At 60.6% G+C, this 18,573-nt stretch carries 18 protein-coding genes; 8 read left to right on the top strand and 10 right to left on the bottom strand.

Annotated elements, in window-relative coordinates; genetic code table 11:
• Positions 1–11 precede the first annotated feature (11 nt).
• The 4 genes from ACILSE_RS17860 to ACILSE_RS17845 all read right to left on the bottom strand — a co-directional run bounded on the left by ACILSE_RS17860 (position 12) and on the right by ACILSE_RS17845 (position 3,192).
• Positions 12–1,616: an N-6 DNA methylase gene (locus ACILSE_RS17860; protein WP_395718786.1), complete on the bottom strand. Its 1,605-nt coding sequence runs from the start codon at positions 1,614–1,616 to the stop codon at positions 12–14.
• 48 nt (positions 1,617–1,664) lie between these two features.
• Positions 1,665–1,895 carry a hypothetical protein gene (locus tag ACILSE_RS17855; RefSeq protein ID WP_395718785.1) on the bottom strand — a complete coding sequence of 77 codons (231 nt, stop codon included), beginning with the start codon at positions 1,893–1,895 and terminating at the stop codon, positions 1,665–1,667.
• A 70-nt stretch (positions 1,896–1,965) separates the two neighbouring features.
• On the bottom strand, positions 1,966–2,637 hold the full coding sequence (locus ACILSE_RS17850) for a hypothetical protein (RefSeq protein ID WP_395718784.1): 672 nt from the start codon (positions 2,635–2,637) through the stop codon (positions 1,966–1,968).
• 51 nt (positions 2,638–2,688) lie between these two features.
• The gene (locus ACILSE_RS17845; RefSeq protein ID WP_395718783.1) at positions 2,689–3,192 is read right to left on the bottom strand and encodes a hypothetical protein; all 504 of its coding nucleotides are present in this window, start codon (positions 3,190–3,192) and stop codon (positions 2,689–2,691) included.
• Positions 3,193–3,301: 109 nt separating this feature from the next.
• On the opposite strand from ACILSE_RS17845, the gene ACILSE_RS17840 reads away from it, so the two are divergent.
• On the top strand, positions 3,302–4,351 hold the full coding sequence (locus ACILSE_RS17840) for a helix-turn-helix transcriptional regulator (protein ID WP_395718782.1): 1,050 nt from the start codon (positions 3,302–3,304) through the stop codon (positions 4,349–4,351).
• 61 nt (positions 4,352–4,412) lie between these two features.
• Here the strand turns inward: ACILSE_RS17840 and ACILSE_RS17835 are convergent, their stop codons facing one another.
• The 6 genes from ACILSE_RS17835 to ACILSE_RS17810 all read right to left on the bottom strand — a co-directional run bounded on the left by ACILSE_RS17835 (position 4,413) and on the right by ACILSE_RS17810 (position 12,003).
• Positions 4,413–6,392, bottom strand: coding sequence for a YfjI family protein (locus tag ACILSE_RS17835; RefSeq protein WP_395718781.1), 1,980 nt, complete (start codon positions 6,390–6,392; stop codon positions 4,413–4,415).
• A 742-nt stretch (positions 6,393–7,134) separates the two neighbouring features.
• A complete protein-coding gene (locus ACILSE_RS17830) occupies positions 7,135–7,374 on the bottom strand; it encodes a hypothetical protein (RefSeq protein WP_395718780.1) in 240 nt (79 codons plus the stop codon).
• Between the two features lie 38 nt (positions 7,375–7,412).
• On the bottom strand, positions 7,413–7,688 hold the full coding sequence (locus tag ACILSE_RS17825; RefSeq protein WP_395718779.1) for a helix-turn-helix domain-containing protein: 276 nt from the start codon (positions 7,686–7,688) through the stop codon (positions 7,413–7,415).
• A 57-nt stretch (positions 7,689–7,745) separates the two neighbouring features.
• Entirely contained in the window at positions 7,746–8,597 is an 852-nt protein-coding gene (locus ACILSE_RS17820) for a hypothetical protein (RefSeq protein WP_395718778.1), read from the bottom strand.
• Positions 8,598–8,601: 4 nt separating this feature from the next.
• Positions 8,602–9,750, bottom strand: a complete 1,149-nt coding sequence (locus tag ACILSE_RS17815) for a tyrosine-type recombinase/integrase (protein ID WP_395718777.1) — start codon at positions 9,748–9,750, stop codon at positions 8,602–8,604.
• A gap of 195 nt (positions 9,751–9,945) precedes the next feature.
• Positions 9,946–12,003 (bottom strand): type II secretion system protein GspD, encoded by a 2,058-nt coding sequence (locus tag ACILSE_RS17810; RefSeq protein ID WP_395718776.1) that lies wholly within the window; start codon positions 12,001–12,003, stop codon positions 9,946–9,948.
• Between the two features lie 264 nt (positions 12,004–12,267).
• Here ACILSE_RS17810 and ACILSE_RS17805 point away from each other — a divergent pair, with 264 nt between their 5' ends.
• The 7 genes from ACILSE_RS17805 to ACILSE_RS17775 all read left to right on the top strand — a co-directional run.
• On the top strand, positions 12,268–13,791 hold the full coding sequence (locus ACILSE_RS17805; protein WP_395718775.1) for a choice-of-anchor K domain-containing protein: 1,524 nt from the start codon (positions 12,268–12,270) through the stop codon (positions 13,789–13,791).
• A 12-nt stretch (positions 13,792–13,803) separates the two neighbouring features.
• Complete coding sequence (locus ACILSE_RS17800) at positions 13,804–14,868, top strand: type IV pilus twitching motility protein PilT (protein ID WP_395718774.1); 1,065 nt, start codon at positions 13,804–13,806, stop codon at positions 14,866–14,868.
• Positions 14,855–15,724, top strand: coding sequence for a hypothetical protein (locus ACILSE_RS17795; protein ID WP_395718773.1), 870 nt, complete (start codon positions 14,855–14,857; stop codon positions 15,722–15,724). Before ACILSE_RS17800 ends, ACILSE_RS17795 begins: the two co-directional genes overlap by 14 nt.
• A 15-nt stretch (positions 15,725–15,739) precedes the next feature.
• Positions 15,740–16,294: a hypothetical protein gene (locus ACILSE_RS17790; protein WP_395718772.1), complete on the top strand. Its 555-nt coding sequence runs from the start codon at positions 15,740–15,742 to the stop codon at positions 16,292–16,294.
• Between the two features lie 24 nt (positions 16,295–16,318).
• Positions 16,319–16,930 carry a hypothetical protein gene (locus ACILSE_RS17785; protein WP_395718771.1) on the top strand — a complete coding sequence of 204 codons (612 nt, stop codon included), beginning with the start codon at positions 16,319–16,321 and terminating at the stop codon, positions 16,928–16,930.
• A gap of 2 nt (positions 16,931–16,932) precedes the next feature.
• Positions 16,933–17,772 (top strand): hypothetical protein, encoded by an 840-nt coding sequence (locus tag ACILSE_RS17780; protein ID WP_395718770.1) that lies wholly within the window; start codon positions 16,933–16,935, stop codon positions 17,770–17,772.
• Positions 17,769–18,573, top strand: an 805-nt coding sequence (locus ACILSE_RS17775; RefSeq protein WP_395718769.1) for a hypothetical protein, incomplete at its 3' end; no start/stop codon positions are given. The genes ACILSE_RS17780 and ACILSE_RS17775, both read left to right, overlap by 4 nt.

Below are 18,573 nucleotides of genomic sequence, written 5' to 3'. Positions count from 1 at the left end.
GATTTCGTCCTTCACCTCAGCATGCCCTCCAGTTCCTTCATGCCCTGGGCGATGTCTTTCTCCAGCTCGGCGAGGCGGGCGAGGATCTCGCCGGGTGGGCGGTGGGCGATTTCTTCGTGGATGACTTCTTTGTAGCGGTTCAGGGAGAGGTCGTAGTTTTGGGCGGCGAGATCGGCTTTGGGGACGAGGAAGGATTGGGCTGTTCTTGGGCGCTGGGCTTCGGCGGAGGGATTTATGATTTCTGATTTATGACTTATGATTTGGGGGAGAGTGCGCCAGCGGGCGAGGACGTCAGGGAGGTTGTTTTTGGCGTGCTCTTCAGGCGAGAGTTTGGCGCTCCCTCCTTCGCCAAGGCTACGGAGGGCAAGGGGGACGGGGCCGAGTTTTTCGGGGGGGAGGAGTTCGGTGCGTTTGTCGTCGAGGGACTGGCCGTCGGCCTGGACGTCGTAGAACCAGACGTGGTCGGTGCCGCCGGAGTTGGTCTTGGTGAAGAGCAGGATGGCGGTGGAGACGCCGGCATAGGGCTTGAACACGCCGCCGGGCAGGGAGATGACGGCGTCGAGCTTTTGCTCCTCGACGAGCATGCGTCGCAGGGTCTTGTGGGCGGTGGAGGAGCCGAAGAGGACGCCGTCCGGCACGATGACAGCGGCGCGGCCGCCGGGTTTTAACAATCGGAGGATGAGGGCCAGGAAGAGCAGCTCGGTCTTTTTGGTTTTGACCATCTGCTGCAAATCTTTGGCACAGCTCTCGTAATCGAGGCTGCCGGCGAAGGGCGGATTGGCGAGGACGAGGGTGTATTTCTCCTCCTCGCCCGCGTGGTCCTGGCCGAGGGAATCCCGGTAGCGGATGTCTGGCTGCTCGACGCCGTGGAGGAGCATGTTCATGCTGCCGATGCGGAGCATGGTGTTGTCAAAGTCGTAGCCGTGGAAGGCCTGCTCGTGGAAGTGCCGCTTCATCTGCGGATCACGCAAGATCTCGGGCTGGTGCTCCCGCAGATACTCCCCAGCGGCGACGAGAAAGCCGCAGGTGCCGCTGGCGGGATCACAAATCGTGTCCTTTGCCGTGGGGGCGGTCATTTCCACCATGAGCTGGATGATGTGGCGCGGGGTGCGGAACTGGCCGTTCTGCCCGGCAGCGGCGATCTTGCCGAGCATGTATTCGTAGAGGTCGCCCTTCGTATCGCGGTCCTCCATGGGGACGGCGTCGATCATATCGACGACCTTCGTGAGCAGGGCGGGCGTGGGGATGGTGAAACGCGCATCCTTCATGTGGTGCGCGTAGGTGGAGCCATCGCCACCGAGGGTGCGGAGGAAGGGGAAGACGTGGTCATTGACGACCTCGAACATTTCCTTGGCCTCGAAGTGCTTGAAGCGGCTCCAGCGCAGGTCGTCGTAGGGGCGTTTTTTCGGATCCGCGCCCTCGGGGAAGATGCGGCGCTCGAGGGGCCGCTTCAGCCGGGCGGCTTTGTTTTCCTCCAGGGTGTGGAGGTCATCCAGACGCTTCAAAAAGAGCAGGTAGGTGATCTGCTCGATGACCTCCAGGGGATTGGAAATGCCGCCGGTCCAGAAGGCATTCCAGAGGGCATCGACTTTGCTGCGGATTTCACCGGTGATCATGTGACGGCGATGAAAGCGGGGGATGCGGGCGGTGGCAAGAGGGTGCGCTCAAGATTTCCACGGCAGGCAGGAAGGGGGCGGGAATGCGGAGCCGGTGTGCCGTCGGCTCACAGCGACGGTAGCGGCTGCGGCGACGAGGCACAGCAGGCTGGTGAGGCGGCACTGCTGGAGGGCGAGGTGGACGGCTCCGGCGAGGTAGAGGAGCGTCAGCAGGACGGTGGGCAGCAGCAGGGGCAGGCGACGGCGGAGGCGCTGGAGGAGGGGGAGGCGGTGGTTCATGGGAGGTGGAGGCACGTGGGGCAGATTCTTGGTTCCTAGTTCTTGGTTTCGGGTGAGTCAGAGACGGCGGTCAGGCTTTGCCCTGCTCCTCCTGCACGATCTGGCTCATGGATTTGCTGAGGTCCTCCTGGGCCTTGGCGTCCAGCTTGCCGGCGCTTTTCATGCGCAGGGCGCGGACCTTGCGTCCCATGGCGCTGCCGGTGGTGCGGATGGCATCCGCGGTGTAGTCCACCGTTCCGCTGAGATGCTGGTCCATGCTCATCTGGCCGGCGGAGGCGATGGCGTCCTGATTGGCGGCAAGGAAAAGGAACTCCCAGCCACGTTCATCGCGGTAGCGGCGGATGAGATCGCTGATGCTGGCGCTGGTGAAGCGGCTGGAGGCATTCTCAAAGCCGTCGGTGAAGATGGCGAGGATGACCTTGCCGGGGCGGGTGCTCGCCGCCATGGCCTCGACGCGGCGGTCGGTCTCCTCGATGGTGCGGCCGATGGCGTCGAGCAGGGCGGTGCCGCCGCGTGGGGTGTAGGTGGCAGCGGTGAGCTGGGGCACATCATTCAGGTAGCGGGCGGCGATGGGGACCTCGTAGGCGTCATCGAACTGGACGAGGGTGAGACGGGCCTCGCCGGGCACGTCGAGCTGGGCCTTGAGGAAGTCGTTGAAGGCGGTGATGGCGGGCTCCTGCATGCACTGCATTGAGCCGGAGCGGTCGAGGATGTAGGCGATTTCGGTGAGGTGTGGGTTCATGAGGCTACCACTCTCTCACAGGGGGTGGGACATCCGTGGGGGTGGTGGGTCCTAAATTTCATCATTCTCGACCAAGGCGGGCTGCCTTTCGCCTTGTGGTTGGCTACGAGGAAACCACGAGGCGATTCGCCGGAAGTCCTCCGACGACGAGTCTGCCATGCGCTTGTGGTGCTTGTGAACCACGTTGAGGAGTTTCGTGACAGTCGGGCGAACACGCAGGTATTTCCAAAGGCCGGACAAGGAATGCCGGTCTTTCGCGTCCAAATGGGCTGGCAGGCAGTCGAATGTGGTCCCGCTGTCCAGAACGCACCAGCCGGGCGGCAAGCGCTTCTGATGGCCGGCGAAATGGGGCGACGTGCGCAGATCGGCAGCTTCGGGCACGACCCACAGAATGCCAATGTAGCGCCGCAGGTCGTCAGGCTCCCGAATCAGCAGGAACTCCGGTGTGAACCGCCAAATGTCGTCCTGTTTTAGCTCATCACTGACCCGCCCCACCAAGTCCCAAAAAGGCTGAACGCTGAATGTATATCGAAGGCCGGAGGGTAGGACGGGCATGGCTTGAGTCAGGGGATGCAGACAACACGACGGATGGATCAGCTTATAGCATCCGGGGTCGGACAATCATGGGGTGACAGTGGCACTCATTTGCTTCAACTTTCCCGGCATGCCTCGCCCCCAGCCCTCGCCCGCTCGTCGTCTCCACCAGGAGGCTCCTGCCGCCTCCTCCCGCTCCGGGGTGAGCCGGCCGGCGATGTGGCGGGTGATGGAGATCCACAAGATCATCCGGGCGGGGCGTTTCCCAAACTGCACGACGCTGGCGGCGGAGATCGAGGTGGCGCCAAAGACAATCCAGCGGGACATCAGCTTCATGCGGGACCAGCTCGGTCTGCCGCTGGAGTATCACGCGATCAAGCACGGCTACTTTTACACGCAGGAGGTGCATGAGTTCCCGATGCTGCAGCTCTCGCGGAATGATCTGGTGGCGCTGTTCCTGGCCCGCCATGCTTTGGAGCCTCTGCTGGGCACGCGGCTGGAGCGGATGCTGACGGAGAGCTTCAGCAAGATCGCTGAGGCTTGTCCCGGCGAGGTCTCTATCGCCTGGCACGAGCTGGACGAGGCCTTCAGCGTGAAGGCGGCCGGCGTGCTGGCGGCGGACGTGACGCTGTTTGGCGACCTGCTGGATGCGGTGCGGGGCTGCCGTGAGGTGAGCTTTGATTACCGGAAGCTGACGGCGGGCCAGCCGGAGCGGCGGACAGTGCGGCCGCACCATGTGGGCCAGATCGAGCACGGGTGGTATCTGATCGCCTTTGATCCTGCGCGTGGGGCGATGCGGACCTTTGCCCTCCAGCGGATGTCGAACCTCCAAGTCGAGCGCACGAAATTCAGGCGGGAGCCGGGTTTTAACGCCCGCGACCATCTGGGTGGCGGCTTCGGCGTGTGGAGCTACGCCGGCGACGAACGGAAGCGGCACGAGGTGCATATCCGCTTTGAGGGCTACGCCGCCCGCGTCGTGGCAGAGCGGCAGTGGCATCCCACCCAAGCGATCCGCAAGCTGAAGCCCGACGGTAGCGTCATCGAATTCCAAGCCGACCTCTCCGGCCTGGAGGAGATAACTCGCTGGGTGCTGAGCTGGGGCAGCAAGGCGAAGGTCCTGGGACCGCCGGACTTGGTGCGCCGTGTGGCCGAGGAGGTGGAGGGGATGAGGATGGCGTAAATGGTAGGGAAAGGCACTGACAAAACTGACAGAACTAGGTTTTGTCAGTTTTGTCGGTTCTCTAGTTCTGCGCTTTTTGTTTTGCGCGGGAATTCAGACGATAAAGAAAAGTAGGACGCCCCCCTTTGTCGGTAGGGTTTTGCTGGGTTGCGAGCAGGTAGTGGTGGCCTGTGAGGAGCTCACAGGCCGCTTCGGCGGCATTAGCCGTGGCGAGCCCGCTCCAGCCTTTGCGATAGACGTCGCGGGCCGTGAACGGCTCGGGTAAGGCAGATGGGTCGCTCATCAGCTTTTTAAGCAGGGCCATCGCGCCCTGGCAGTCAGCCTGGCTGCCGACACCATAAAGACGCATGGCATGCGTCTCCAAGTAGGCTGCCCACGATAGAGCACGATCCAGCGCAGACATCGAAACATGACCTGACTGCCAGTCGGCGACATGAATGAGGACTGCCAGCGCCGAGACGAGCTTCCGGTATTTGATGAGATGACCTTCAAGGGCAGGTGTCAAAGCCTCGGAACGAATGCGATTTTCGAATTCGAAACGCCATGCGCGGAAACGCTCCTGGGCATCGGGCGCAAAGCGGAAAACTGGGATGCCATCGCGATTGCGCGGGATACCAAGCCGCGCGCATTCCGTCGGCGTCAGGCTCTCCATGCGGTGGAACATGTCGGCGGCAGCATCTTCGGCTTTTTGGTCGATTGGACGGTCCACGTCACGCCAGTGAGGGCTAATATCAGGCCAGACCGTGAGAGAGAAGCGCTGAAGGAAGCCATCGGCGCCAGCACTGTCGGAGTTTGCAGCACGGACATGGGAAGCAATCACCCCAGGCTGGATGCTGCCCAGAACACTGACGGCGCAGGCCTCGATGACGCGGGTGCCGCGGCCAATGCGGTCGAAGGTGAAACGCTCTTTGCCATTCCATGCCTGGAGCAGAAAGCTGCGAAGGCTCAAATTGCCTTCGCGTTCCAACATCGCATAGAGACCTGCCAGCTCGTCCTGGTAGAGGAGCGTCCCCATGGGGTTGTCGCGGAGCACCTCGCCAAGCGCCTCCAGACTGGCGTCATTCACGATCAGCCGACGCACCGGGACACGGTCTTGTTCCTCCTCGTCAAGAAGCTGGGTGTAGTCGAAGTCGAGGCTTTGCCGAGCGGCCTTCTTTGCCTCTTGCTCAAGCGCCTGGCGTTTGATTTTCCCTGCGATTCTCTGAGCCTGAAGGTCGCGGTCCGATTCCTTGTGGGCCTGCAGCGCCGCTGCCTCGAGCTCGCGAAGGGGGCGCATCGCCGCCTGCATGGAAGGAGATTTCATCAAAGAAGGGCGGCCGACAATCATGCCCCACAGGTGTGGGAATTCGAAGAAGGCTTCATCCTGCTCTTTGGGTTGGATCGCAAAGCGACGGCCGGCCACACTCGACAAGGCCACCATCGCGGCAACCGCCGAGAAGTCGGGTGGGCACTGCATACGGTCCGCGACGTCAGAGATCCAAGGCGCCAGCGACTTGGGAAGCCAGGAAGTGTCAAAAGGCATCACCGGGTGCAGATTCACGGTGATGGGAACTGGTTCGGGCAAGGATTCACCCGTGTTCATGGCGATGCCATCCAGGATTCCCGCCTTTTCTCGGAGAAAGGCCGCCAGCTCGTCAGCGGAGGTGTCAGCGGATTCAATCACGCGCAGAGCTTCTGCCGCCTGACGGCGGGCTTGGGCCATCGCAACCTGTTTGGCATGCCATTCCGCATGCTCTTGCGTGATCAAAGCATGAGTACCCTGGAGTGCGATGAGGTTATCGCCGGGTTCCTTCACCTCACCATCAGCCAACATGGCCGATTTGATCGTGTGGAAGCTCACAGGCTGATCAGCGGCGTGGAGGCGTAATACAACGACCCAAACCAAGCTGCATTCACGGTCCAGGAATGCCGATGCATCAGGAAGAATGCGCGCCATGGCTGGCAGGTGATCAGTGGTGCCCTCAAGCATCGCGGCGATGATCTGGCGCTCACTGTCAGTGGCAGTCAGCCCATGACCGGAGAAGTCGTCGATGGGTTTCATGGCGATTTTCTTTCTCCGAGCTCAGCAAGCACCAGGTTGAGCACGCTGGCTAGCGTGCGCACTCCGCGAAGGTCGGTGTCACGGTATGGCTCGCGGCGAAGCAGAGGGGAGGCCGGGGGCTTGCCATGGGCAAAGCGGCGGCTGCGAGGGGGCCAATCGGCGCCCTCCATGGAGGAGGTGGTTTTCATGTTAGTTTTGGTTGAACCAGCCCTGCCTCAGGAGTATTGACGCTGACTTGGAATCAGAGCGCTCGTTGTCCCAAAAGGCGGCGGGCGTTTTGTTTTTTGGGTATGTCTGTGTATTGGGGAGGGGGATTTTCGGCGCCTTTTCTCGTGCGCGTACACGCGTGTGTGCGGGTGCGAGCGCGGGGGGCTGGGTGCAAAATTCGACCGACGATTCAGTAGTTAAAGCGTGGCTGGGGGCGAGGAAGCTGATGTTGTCCTTCAGACAACGGTGGGCGGAGTCCGCGAAAAGGATGATGCAGCCAGCGGAGGTATGGGGCCTTGTGACTCCCGCGCTTTTCAGCCTTTAGCACTTCTTTGCGGAAGTTGCTGTCAGTGCGAAGCCAGCGCTGAACCGTCTTGGGACTGACCCTTGCTGCCGCTGCGGCTCGGCGACGAGATTCCCCCATGGCCAGGCCGGAGAGAAAGGGGCGCACGAAGACACTCACTTTCTTGGTCGGACGTCCCAAGCGGGGCCGAGTCTTAGGCTTTGGTGCTGTCGAGCGCGCATTCATCGGCGTCTAGACATTGCCTCCGCGGGCGCGGTCCAATTCCAACTCTTTACACACCTGCAGCGCAGTGCGGCAGTTGGCCTTGGTGACACGAAACTGCAGGGCCATGGACGCCTCCTTGGCGAGCGCCTCGAAGCTGACCTTGCCGACCGCGGGAGAACATTCCGTCAGCCAGGTCATCAGAGCTTTAAAGCGACTCAAGTCGAGACGGTTGCAGTGACGAGTCTTTGTGGATTCAGGGGTTTTCATAGTCGGGTGGGACGTTGATTTTACGGATGGAACTAGGACTAGTCTTTTTCAGCTGATGCCCCACCGCTTGCGCGGGACTCGAGGAATGCCTTCAGGCTGCTGAAAGAGATCAGGCGAGTGCCTTTAATCTGACCACGCTCTTTGAGGGACACCGACTTCACCAACCCGCGGTTGAGGAGGTCATAGAGTTTTGGCTTGCTCACCCGCGAGTAAGCGCAGGCTTCGGCGACACGGAGCCAGTCGGGATTGGGGGACCATGCCGCTTGGTCTTCGTCACCGTGCCCGCGATTAATATAGATGGTTGGAGTCCTCATAGAGGATCAACCAAGTAGCCGTTGTCACCAAGGTCGCAAAAGCGCAACTAGCCCCCCCTATTTGCGCTCGACCGCCATCAATCTCATTTTAAAGCGTCTGATGTTCTTTTTAACCTCTTGATCCGTGCCCAGGTTCGGAGGCACGCCACCACAAGATCGGAGCACTTTGGCGTATACGCGCAGAATGGTAACTGCTTCTGACGGGGATAGGGTCCAAAGCGCCAGCGGAAGCCAGCCAGTCAGCAACCACCGCTCAAAAGATTTTGCCAAGCTCCGAGTGGTCGCCTTTGTAACCCACTCGCCAAACTGAACGAAAAAACTGGCATCCCCTATTTCAGCCCTCTTCGATACCCAGCTTGAGTATTTCCTGATTGATTCTGAAATCGAGCGTCCCCGGATGACCTCGTCGGTCATCGCATCAAGCAGAAACGGCGTGGTGTGATTCAACAGATCGTCCTCGTGGACATCCCGCGTCTTGCGCTTGTCACGAGAGAAAAGGAAAACATGCAAAAAGTGGTAAGCTGCTTTAGGTTGCTCAAGGCTAATCAGGTATCTCGACTTGATGTCCTTTCCCTTGTCACCGGACAGAGCAAACGACTCCATGATGCGTTCTAAATACTGCAAAGCAGAGATCGCATACATCGTGGCAATGAAGCTAATTCGGTCAACGCCATCGGGGCCATATTTGGCTACGATTCTCTCATATTTTGAATCGGAACTCACCAGTGATGCAATTCGCTTACAAAGCCGTGCCACCAAAGCCTCAAAGCCTGGATATTCCCGGTATATCCGCTCAACGTCCGCACCAATCAAATCGATTTCACCTGAAGGAGGAATGTCACGCGCCTGAACGGTGTGGGAAAGCAATTCTGCGTTACGCTGGGCTTTGGAGTTTTTTCCGCTTTTCATAGCGCTAGTGTAGAGAAGTCAGACATGGCAAGGTCTCCAAGGCCTTGCGCTTTGTGTTCAGCTCGATGTGGGTGTAGTGCGTGTTCATTTCCGCCGAGTCATGACCAATGATGTCCTGCACCACGGCGGGTGATACGCCGGCGTTTTTGAGCAGGCTGGTCGCCGTATGGCGCAGGGAGTGGAAGGAGAGGTCACTGGTGACACGGGCAGCGGCGCGCCCTTTTCCCGAACTTTTGCCGTGCATGCGTCTGTCGGTCACACCTGCGGCCGCCAGCAAGTCACCGAATTGGCGAGATACCATAGGGGAGTTCCCCTTTAAAAATGCTTTGGCGGCCTTCGGATGTAGATGCTCTGATGGCTCATCTACGGCGGAAAGACTTTCAATGTGCTCCATCAGAGGGCCGCAAATCGGAATGCGAACCATGCGCGCAGTCTTGGCGGTGCGCAGATGGATCTCCCCTGCCCCGAGGTCAATGTTGTTCCATGAAAGGACGGCTAGGTCACCGAGTCTTTGACCAGTGTAGAATCCGAACAGGATGAGCGACCGCCACTCGTCAGTGGCGACTTTGAGAACTTCCTTCAGTTCCTCAATGGTGAACGGGCGCCGCCTCTCCGCGGAGACCACTTTCAAACGTGGACAATCCTTCGCCGGGTTCTCGGCGATGTAGCCATCCCGCCTTGCATCCTCAAAGACCACCCTGAGCTGCTTGATGAACTTGTTGCAGGTCGCGGGTGACACACGCGCGGCCTGGGCGTCCCGGAACAACACGAACTGCCGCGTGTCCAGGTCCGCCAAAGGGCGTTTGCACTTGTCTCCCAGCCACTGGATGAAGATCGAAGTCGTGGCTTTGTAGGAATCCAGGCTTGCCGGGGACACCTCCCCTTTTCTGCGTTCCAGCCAGCGTTTCACAAAATCCGCCACCGTCGCGTCCGGCAGATCCTCCTGGTGGCTGGCCTTGTAGATCTCGGCAATCACCCGGTGCGCCTGACGTGCCTTGGCGCGTTCCTTGGACAGCCGCTCCCATTCATCCGCCTTTGCCTGCGCTGGCTTGCGCAGAGTTTCCTTGGTCGAACGCTGGACTCTCCTTCCGTCCGGCATGGTGATGCAGGCGAACCAAAACGGTGAACGTGCCTTTTTGCGGAGTGAGGCCATGGCCTTGAAGTAGTGGCAACGAGAGTGGCAACATCATTGCTGAAAATCAAGGTCAAAGAGGTCAGTTAAGTCACACTTTCACTGGGGAGAGTGTGTTTTCAAAACCAGGGATTGGTACCGAGGGTTCGAATCCCTCCCTGTCCGCCATTGCTTGGCGCGTGATGCGCCGCCAGAAATCCCAAGCCGGATGGCCGATCAGAGGTATTTCTTTGTGAACAGCGCGCGCTGGAAGTAGGCAAGGCGTTCGAGGATGTCTTTGAGCAGCAGTTGATGCTGGTCGATCATGGCGAACTTCGCGGGCTCGGACAGTTTCAGTGTCTCGCACTGGGCATGCACCTGCGTGACGGCGATCTTCAACTCCTTGAGCTTTTGACCCACATCGTCGGTGATGCGGCTTTCCTCGATGGTGTTGCCGAGCTTTTCAGCTTCACGCGAGAGATAGGCCACCGTGTTTGGCAACGCCGCGCTGCCGCCGATGAGCGCGCCGCTGTAAGCATCCACCTTGGGCCTGCCCGGCAGGTTCGGACGCTGCGGCACGACGGACTGGGGCTCCGGAGGCAATCCGCCATTGCGGGCGTCGATAATGGTCGGAGTGATGAAGAGCATGAGGTTCTTGTGGTTCTTGCTCCGGCTTTTGTATTTGAAGAGCCATTTCAAGCCGGGGATCTTGCTAAGGAACGGCACTCCGACCTCGCCCTCACGCTCGCGCGCCTCGTCCAGTCCGCCGACGGCCACCGTGTAGCCGGAATCGATCTCCACCGGTGCGCTGTAAACACGCGATGAAGCGATGGGATATGGATTTCCGGAAATCACCTCGGTGCCGATGATGCTGGAGACAGTGACGGCCATGTTGAGCATGATTTTGTCCGACTGCATGCGTTTGGGGAGGATGTTCAACACCGTGCCGATGGGCAGGTAGGCGACCTGCGTGGTGGTGGTCGCGCCGACAGCCCCTGCGCTCGCCGTGGAGCTGGCGTCAAGCACCGGCTGGTTCACAACACTGCGGATGGCGACCTCGCGGTTGCTCATCGTGACCATGCGCGGATAGGAAGTGGTGTTGGTCTCCTCGTCACGCAGAATGGCGCGCAGCTTCACATTCAAGTCCTGCGCGCTGAGAATGCTGAGCGCGGGCCAGCCGAGGGAAGCACCCACGTTATTCAAATTCACAGAGCTCAGCAAAGGAGCCAGGTCCGTGCGGAATCCTCCCGTGGTGGGCACCGAGGTGTAATCAACATTTAATGTGGGGTTGCCGGAGGCATCGGTTCCGGTCTCGGTTTTATTGACCTGGCGGAAGTTTCCGTTTTCAAACGTGCCCGACCAATCAATGCCAAATTCGCGCTTCGGATCGCGGGACGTTTCGATGAATTTCACCTCGATGGCGATCAAGGATTGCGGCTTGTCCGCAGCGGCCAGATAGCCCTCCACCCACATGTGCTGAAGACGTGTGGCGACGATGTAGAGGGTGTTGGAGTCCGATTTCCAGATGACCTTCGGCTTCCGCACGGCACTCAGTTCGTTCGAATTCATCGCACGGGCGGCGTTTTCATCCTCACCAGCCCCCAGAGCGCCGGCACCCCCACCTGCAATAGCACCGCCGATATTGCCACCAGCCTCCATTTCTTCCGGTGGCAGGCCGAGAAGAGCGCGGATGTCATTAATAACCTCGCTACGACGCACCGCGAAGGTCTGGCTCGCTCCCTGGAGGTCAAGACCACCGGACGCGCCGCCACCACCGGCACCGCCACGACTGACACCCCCGCCTCCGCTACTGGCCGCCGCCGCAGATGTCATCCCGCCCCCTGCGCTGACGCGCTCCACACGCTCAAGCGCGTTGTGGCGAATTTCATACGACTTCCCGATGAGTTCGCGGTCATCGGCCGGGCGGATGTACCAAATCCCGTTGTCGGGAATGATGGCCAAGCCATTGGCCTTGCACAACGTCTCCAGCACCTGAAAAGGACTGGCCTTAATTGAAAAGGTGATGAGCCTGCCGCCGTCCGGACTGTCATCTGGCAGGGAGAAGAAAGATATGCCCGCGTCAGTTGCCAGAAAGCGCAGCACGTCACTGAGCATGGCCTTGGAGAAATCGTATTGCTGCGGAGCAGAGGAGCGCAGCCGGGCAGCTTCCGCTTCATACTCAGGCGAAAGCAGGTGCATGTTGTTCTGATTAAACTGGGCGCGCAGCAGCGTGTCCGGCAAAGCCGTCAGAACGACGCAAAGAATAAGCTGGAACAAACCGGTAGAAAGGCGCATATTATTGAAATTATAACAGAGATGGAAATATAAATCAAATGCCATTTATCACTGTTTGATCCTAATTATTTAATTATGGCAACACTCACTGAATCCAAACAAGCATCAACCAAATGGCCAAATCTTCCAACTTTATTATAATTTCCATATCTTTTCCTTGAATTTAGGCTTTTTGAACTATTTAGTACAGTCGTTATGTCGCCGAGTGGTTTCAAGACTTGCGAATCCGCAACACGCAGTTCCCACTGCCGTGAAGGTCACTCCTTGCTCGAGCTTATTATCACCATCGCCATCATCGGCGTTATTGTGAAGGTGAGCGTCTCCCTGCTTATGGATGATGCTGGTTCCGCTCGCGTTGCGAAGCTGGAGTCTGATGTTTCCACCTTGAATCAAATGGTGGCCCTTTACGTGGCGGATGGCGGCAGCGTGGCCGGCCTTACCAGTCCGCAGGCCGTACTCGACAAAATGAAGCGCATTCGTCCACAGGCCGAGTGGCAGAAGCATGTGGGAGCAGCCTCAGGGCGTCTGCTGGATGTCCGTCTGCGCGCTAGAATGACCTCGCAGCCGGATGCCGACAACAACCCACGTGTCTTCTGGAACAAGACCAAGCAGCGCTTTGAGCTGAACAAGGCCACCGGAAGCGCCGTTTCCGAGTTTTACTTCGACGAATCACTCGCCGGGGCTGATTTCGGCACTGAAACGAGAACCAAGTCCACATTCGCGTTTAACTCCAGCACGAAGGGCTGGGTTTGGGGAACCTCCGTGACCGATCCTGCGGCGAACTACCTGAACCCGCAGCCTTTCGCCCCCCCAGCCTCCGCCAACGGCTTTGATCCGAACGAGTCCGCTCCAACCACGAGTGAACCACCTGCGGATGATGCAACGGGTACTGGCGGCGGTGGTAGTGGTACCGGCGGCGGCGGCACCTCCACACCACCCACGGTGACAAAACTACCTCGTCCCGCCATCACTCCTGCGGGCGGCACCTTCGCGTTCACCAGTTTCCCCACTTCGGCCACCATCAGCCGCAACGGCGCGCTGCCCGAGGTCTCGAAGCTGATGTACCGCGTCAATTCCGGCGCGTGGATCGAATACACCGGCTCCGCCATCCCGCTCACACCCGCGATGAACCTACAGGCGGTCAATGAATCGACGCGTCCTGCCGAATACTCCACCAGCAATACCAACTCGCAGACCTATTACCGTCTCACCAGCGGCTTCAGCGGCACGGGAGAGGCCAACTGGGGCAATGCCATCGGCGGGACCAACCTCGTCACCAACATCCAAAACGGGACAACTAGCTCCACCTTCAAGCACGGGAACACCAAGCTCGACCTCGGCAACGGTGAATACCTCGACGCCGGCGTCGAAAACGTGCTGAGCTTCACCCCCGAGGAGTTCGACACCATCACGCCGAACACCTGGTTCAAATTCGGCGAGCTGATGCTGCTGAACGGAACCACGTTTTACAACAGCGAGGCCACCGGCGTCACGCTCTCGGTGAACCTGTCGCTCACGCAGCCCTCGTTGAATTTCACCACGCACATCGACCTCGGGCTCACCAGCACCGAGAACACCAGCGACCGCCTCGCCAGCGCGGACATCGTGGAACTCAAAAACCCGACCACGGACATCCGCGTCACCATCGACGGTGTCGAATACCGGCTCGAACTCTCGTGGGCCACGCTCGACCCCGGCGCGGGCGTCGTGCAGGGCAGCAAATTCCTCATCTTTGAAGGTGCCACCGCTCAGGCGGAGCTGCGCGCCCGCTTCACCAGCAACCGATAAACATTCACGCTCATGGAAGACATTCACGAACGCAGTCAGCTCGGCTACCGGATGCTTCATCTCTCGAAGGACTCCGGCGTCAGCGACTTTTACATCACCCCGTGGGAAGCGCTGACCTACAAGCGCAACGGCAAGCTCTTCTACGACTCGTTCATCTACCAGCCGGAGCGCCCGCTGGAGTTCACGCCCGGCTGCGTGGACTACGCGCTGCAGCTCGGTCCGCGGCGCTATCGTGTGAACCGCATGGTCACCCGCGGACGTCCGCGCTGGGTGCTGCGTCTGCTGCCGGAGAGCATTCCTGACATCAGCAAGCTCATGGTGCCGCCACCGGCCATCAAGGCGTTCCTCGAAGCCAAAAACGGCCTGTTCCTCGTCTGCGGCGCCACAGGCTCCGGTAAATCGACCACCATCGCCTCGATGATTCTTGAGCGTGCCAAACGCCGCCAGGAGCATGTGCTCACCTTCGAGGACCCCATCGAATTCGTTTATCCTTCCGGCATCCCTTCCCTCGTCTCACAACGCGAGATCGGCACCGATGAGCTCGACTTCAACAAATCCCTGCGTGCCGCTTTGCGCCAGGCGCCGGACGTGATTCTCGTGGGAGAAATTCGTGACGGCGAGACGGCGGAGATCGCGCTGCAGGCCGCGGAAACCGGCCACGTCGTCGTCGCCACGCTGCACACCTCCTCCGCCGCGCAGACGGTGCAGCGCTATCTGAAGCTCATCCCGAGCGACCGCATGGAGAACGCCATGCTCTCCTTCGCGGACTCCATCCGCGGCATTCTCTGCCAGCGCCTGCTGTTTGACGAAAATCGCGGCAAACGCTTCCCCATTCACGAGCTGCTGCTGCCCTACGACTCCGTGTGCGGCATGATCCGTCGCGGCGAGTTCAAGAACCTCGACCAGGAGCTCGAAGCGGGCTTCACACGCGGCATGGTCAGCTTCGAACGCTGCCTGAACATGCGCATGGCCGACGGCTGGAAGCCCGCCACATCGCGCAAGACCGGCTACACCGAACATGAGGTGTACGACTTCCTTTCCAAAGAACAACTGACCTCCATTTATGCTGTTGGATGAAATCAAATCTGTCCTGAGCTTCGCAGCCTTCAAAGCCGACCCCGACGACTCCGCCGTCGCTTGGGGAAAGCGTTATGAAGGACGCAAGTCTCTTCTTCTCAACGTCAGCCGCGGCTCGGTGAGCTGGCGCTCTGTCAACAAACGCGGCCGCTTTGAGGAAGGCGGCGTCCAGGAGGGTGAGCTGGCCGACGCGGCGCCGCAGCGCGCCGACGAATGGCGCGGCATGGTCGAAGGAGGCTGGTGCTCCGTCTCCGTGAACCACCGCTTCATCATCAGCCTGGAGAACAACCTCATGCGCGGCGACAACTGCGTGAGCCTGCTGCGCACGAACCCTCGCGCCGTCCTCGGACCGAAGTATGACCGCGGCAAGCGCTACGCCATCTGCCACCACCCCGAGACCACCGCCAGCCTGCTCCTCGCCGTCGAGGAGTCCCTGGTGAAAGTCACCGAGGATGTGCTTAAAACGATCAATCTAAAGCCCGGCCGTGTCTGCTGCGGCCTGTTTGCCATGCTGGAGCATGCCATCCTGAGCATCTTCCGCGCAAGCTCCGGCGGCACGCCCTCGGACTTCGTGCTCATCGCCGCATGCGAGGGCTCGCTTGGCGTCCTGGTGCAGCAGGAGGGCCAGTGGAAGGACATCCGCTGCCGCAGCGGCCTCGGCCCCGAGGCCGTGGAGACGGCCTTGCAGATCATCAGCCCGCTCGTTGCCAAGGTGCCGCAGGGCAGCCCGGTATATTTCGTCGGTGACGGCCACGACAACAAATTCCGCACCGAGCTCATGCTCCACCTCGAAAAGGTCGGAGCCACGGACCTCACCCAGGATGACCTGCTCTGGTCCATCATCGGCGAACACTGATCCACGCGAAAAACCATGAACGAATACCTCTGCCACGACTTCAAGACGCCGCGCACCGACACCTCGCGCCGCCTGTCCTCGACGTTCCGTGCCATCCCCGTCATCTTTTACGTCGCCCTCATCGGCAGCGCCTATGTGATGACGATGGATTACTTCAACTACAAACGCGCCCTCAGGCAGAAGACCGAGGCCGAGGAGCGCAAAAAACTCAGCGAGGAGCAGCGCGACGCTTTCAACAGCGAGAAATCCAGCCTCGAATCCGAGGCCACCAAGGCGGAAAAAGTCGCCCAGTGGATGGAAGGTGCGCGCAACATCCAGCCCATCGCGGTCAAGATCGCCCGCGCCGTGCAGCCGGAGACGCGCATCACCCAGGTGGCGCTCGAGCGCAGCGAGCAGGTCCCTGCCAACCTGGCGCTCACCATCCATCTCAACGGCTCCCAGGTTCCCAACGAGCTCGCGTCCATCGAGTCCGCGCTCGGACAGCTTCTCTACCGCTCTTACTCCCCGCAGCAGACAAAGAACGGCGATGTCGTCGAATACCACTCCACGCTCGTCCGCCAGACAGACTAAACCCGCCTTCCTTCTTTCGCAGCCATGAACCCGAAGCAACTCGCCTGCGTCGTCCTGCTGATGATCATCGGCGGCATGACCTACGCCGCCCAGATGGTCCACAACAAGGTCTCCAGCACACGCTCGGAGGCGGAGGACGCGGAGACCGCGGCCACCACCGCCGAGAACGAGCGCTCCACCGCCGAGATCTCCACCGCCATGTTCAAGGCGGACACCGAGGACGTGCGCCGCTTCCTGCGCGGCTGGCTTCCCGCCATCGAACGCATCCAAACCCAGCAGGAGGCCGAGCAGACCATCGAGCTCAGCCTGCGTGAGCGCGGCATCAATCTCGTTCGTTCCCGCAAGACCGAGCTCAAAACCTCCGCCAACAACAAGATCATCCCCAAGTCACTCCTCACCACGCTCACCATCGAGGAGGAGTACGCCAAGGTGCTGAACTGGCTCGGCGACATCGAGCGCCGCCTGCCCACCGCGCGCATGAAGGTCGTGCAGATCACCGGCGGCAGCACCGGCCGCCAGTTGAAGATGGAGGTGTCATTCGAGACCCCCATCTTTGATCTCGCCGCCGCGGATGCCGAGAAAGGCAAGGCAAAGGAAAAAGCGGGCAAGGAGAAGGACAACGCCAAAAAACCATGATCATGAACCGCATCCACAGACTGATTTCATGGACCGGCCTGCTCTGCATGCTCATGAGCATGCCCGTGCGCGCCCAGGACGGCGCTGCCGATGAAGAGACGGAAAAACGCGTCCAGTACCAGCTCGTGCTGCCGGACGAGAAAACGCCGGAGAACGTCAAACCCGAGGAGCACAACCCCTTTGAGTCCGAAAGCGAGGCGCAGAACAGGCTCGCCCCTGGAGACACCGAGGAAAACCGAGTGCGCGACAAACTTCTCAAGCTCCCCGTCGTCGGCGTGAAGCGCATGGAGGACGGCCGCATGCGGGTGCTGCTAGGAAACATCATCCTCGAAACCGGCGGCACTGTCCCGCCCGTGCTGCCGGAGCAGCTCGTCGAGCTGCGCGTGAAGAACATCACCCAGCAGTTCATCGAACTCGCCTGGCAGGAGAAGCGTGCCACCGGCCTGCCGCCGAAGCTCATGATCATCCCGATCAACATCTCCCCCAAGGTGCGCTATCAGATGCTCGGGCAGGTGGACGAGCAGGGGAAGGCCTCCAGCGCTGTGAACGCCACGATGGACCTGCCGCTGCATGAGATCGCCAGCGGCAAGCCGCAGGCACAGCCCGCCACGGCCGCGGTCTCCCAGCCGCCCCCGCCTCCGCGTGCGGAGTTCGTCGATGAGTCCCCCATTCTTCCCGAGCCAGCGCGGCAGGCAGTCAGGGAAATGCCGGCGCAAACAGCGTCCGCGCAGGAAAAGCCTGCAGTTGCCGCCCCTGCGGCATCCGCCCCGCCCCGCCCCGCACCTGCCGTGGAATCCGTCGTGCGCATGCTCTTCGGCACGCCAGCACCTGCGCCCAAATGAACCGCCGCGTCCATCAGCCGGGGGGATTCACCTCCGTGGAACTCCTGCTGGTGCTCGCGCTCTCCGCCGTGGTCATCGGCGGCGCTGTCGTCTCCTACGGCACCATCGTCCGCAGCCAGCCGAGCGTCTCATCCATTGTCACCGTCCCGCTCGGCCTCAACCGCCTGCAAAACTTCTACGGCCTCTCCACCAGCACGCTGAATGTTGCCATGGCGCCTCAATACGGCGCGCTTTCCCAGGCCGAGGAATTGCGGGAGCAGTTCCTCACGGACACCATCAGCGCCACCGCCGTTTTCTGCCTTCCGCGCGACAGCATCAACACCTGGCGCCCCGCCGTCATTCCCTACAATCCCGCGCTGCACGAGGAGCTCGACACGCCGCAGAAATTCCGCGTCCACATCATCACGAACGCCTCCGTACCCGAGACGCTCTACCGCGACTACCGCAATCCCCTCAACGACGGCGTTCCCGTTCCTCAAAACGCCAGCATCTTCGTGCTCGGCTACAGCAAATACCCCGGCTATCTCAAGGTGAACGCCATCTATGACATCGACGTCATCCGCTTCACCGGCGCCACCGAGCCGAACGGCATCTACGCCTCCGTGAAGCGCTACGCGGACTCCACCACCAGCACCACGCCCTCCACGCTCAGCTACATCGGCGGCTACGACGTGTTTTTCCCGCCTTCCGTGCCAAATCCCACCAGCGCCGCCCAGTGGGCCGCGGACGGCTTCTCGCCGCTGTTCGTCACCTTCGAGCGCGCCACCCGCCTCGCGCTGCGGGAGACGCCCGCCACCATCG

It is taken from the genome of Prosthecobacter sp. (assembly GCF_044236155.1).
Classification (GTDB): Bacteria; Verrucomicrobiota; Verrucomicrobiia; order Verrucomicrobiales; family Verrucomicrobiaceae; genus Prosthecobacter.
This window is presented reverse-complemented; position numbering and strand designations above follow the sequence as displayed.

Bases quoted from the DNA above. Each gene is read 5' to 3' on its own strand.
- ACILSE_RS17860 (WP_395718786.1), bottom strand. From the start codon at position 1,616: ATGATCACCGGTGAAATCCGCAGCAAAGTCGATGCCCTCTGGAATGCC.
- ACILSE_RS17855 (WP_395718785.1), bottom strand. From the start codon at position 1,895: ATGAACCACCGCCTCCCCCTCCTCCAGCGCCTCCGCCGTCGCCTGCCC.
- ACILSE_RS17850 (WP_395718784.1), bottom strand. From the start codon at position 2,637: ATGAACCCACACCTCACCGAAATCGCCTACATCCTCGACCGCTCCGGC.
- ACILSE_RS17845 (WP_395718783.1), bottom strand. From the start codon at position 3,192: ATGCCCGTCCTACCCTCCGGCCTTCGATATACATTCAGCGTTCAGCCT.
- ACILSE_RS17840 (WP_395718782.1), top strand. From the start codon at position 3,302: ATGCCTCGCCCCCAGCCCTCGCCCGCTCGTCGTCTCCACCAGGAGGCT.
- ACILSE_RS17835 (WP_395718781.1), bottom strand. From the start codon at position 6,392: ATGAAACCCATCGACGACTTCTCCGGTCATGGGCTGACTGCCACTGAC.
- ACILSE_RS17830 (WP_395718780.1), bottom strand. From the start codon at position 7,374: ATGAAAACCCCTGAATCCACAAAGACTCGTCACTGCAACCGTCTCGAC.
- ACILSE_RS17825 (WP_395718779.1), bottom strand. From the start codon at position 7,688: ATGAGGACTCCAACCATCTATATTAATCGCGGGCACGGTGACGAAGAC.
- ACILSE_RS17820 (WP_395718778.1), bottom strand. From the start codon at position 8,597: ATGAAAAGCGGAAAAAACTCCAAAGCCCAGCGTAACGCAGAATTGCTT.
- ACILSE_RS17815 (WP_395718777.1), bottom strand. From the start codon at position 9,750: ATGGCCTCACTCCGCAAAAAGGCACGTTCACCGTTTTGGTTCGCCTGC.
- ACILSE_RS17810 (WP_395718776.1), bottom strand. From the start codon at position 12,003: ATGCGCCTTTCTACCGGTTTGTTCCAGCTTATTCTTTGCGTCGTTCTG.
- ACILSE_RS17800 (WP_395718774.1), top strand. From the start codon at position 13,804: ATGGAAGACATTCACGAACGCAGTCAGCTCGGCTACCGGATGCTTCAT.
- ACILSE_RS17795 (WP_395718773.1), top strand. From the start codon at position 14,855: ATGCTGTTGGATGAAATCAAATCTGTCCTGAGCTTCGCAGCCTTCAAA.
- ACILSE_RS17790 (WP_395718772.1), top strand. From the start codon at position 15,740: ATGAACGAATACCTCTGCCACGACTTCAAGACGCCGCGCACCGACACC.
- ACILSE_RS17785 (WP_395718771.1), top strand. From the start codon at position 16,319: ATGAACCCGAAGCAACTCGCCTGCGTCGTCCTGCTGATGATCATCGGC.
- ACILSE_RS17780 (WP_395718770.1), top strand. From the start codon at position 16,933: ATGAACCGCATCCACAGACTGATTTCATGGACCGGCCTGCTCTGCATG.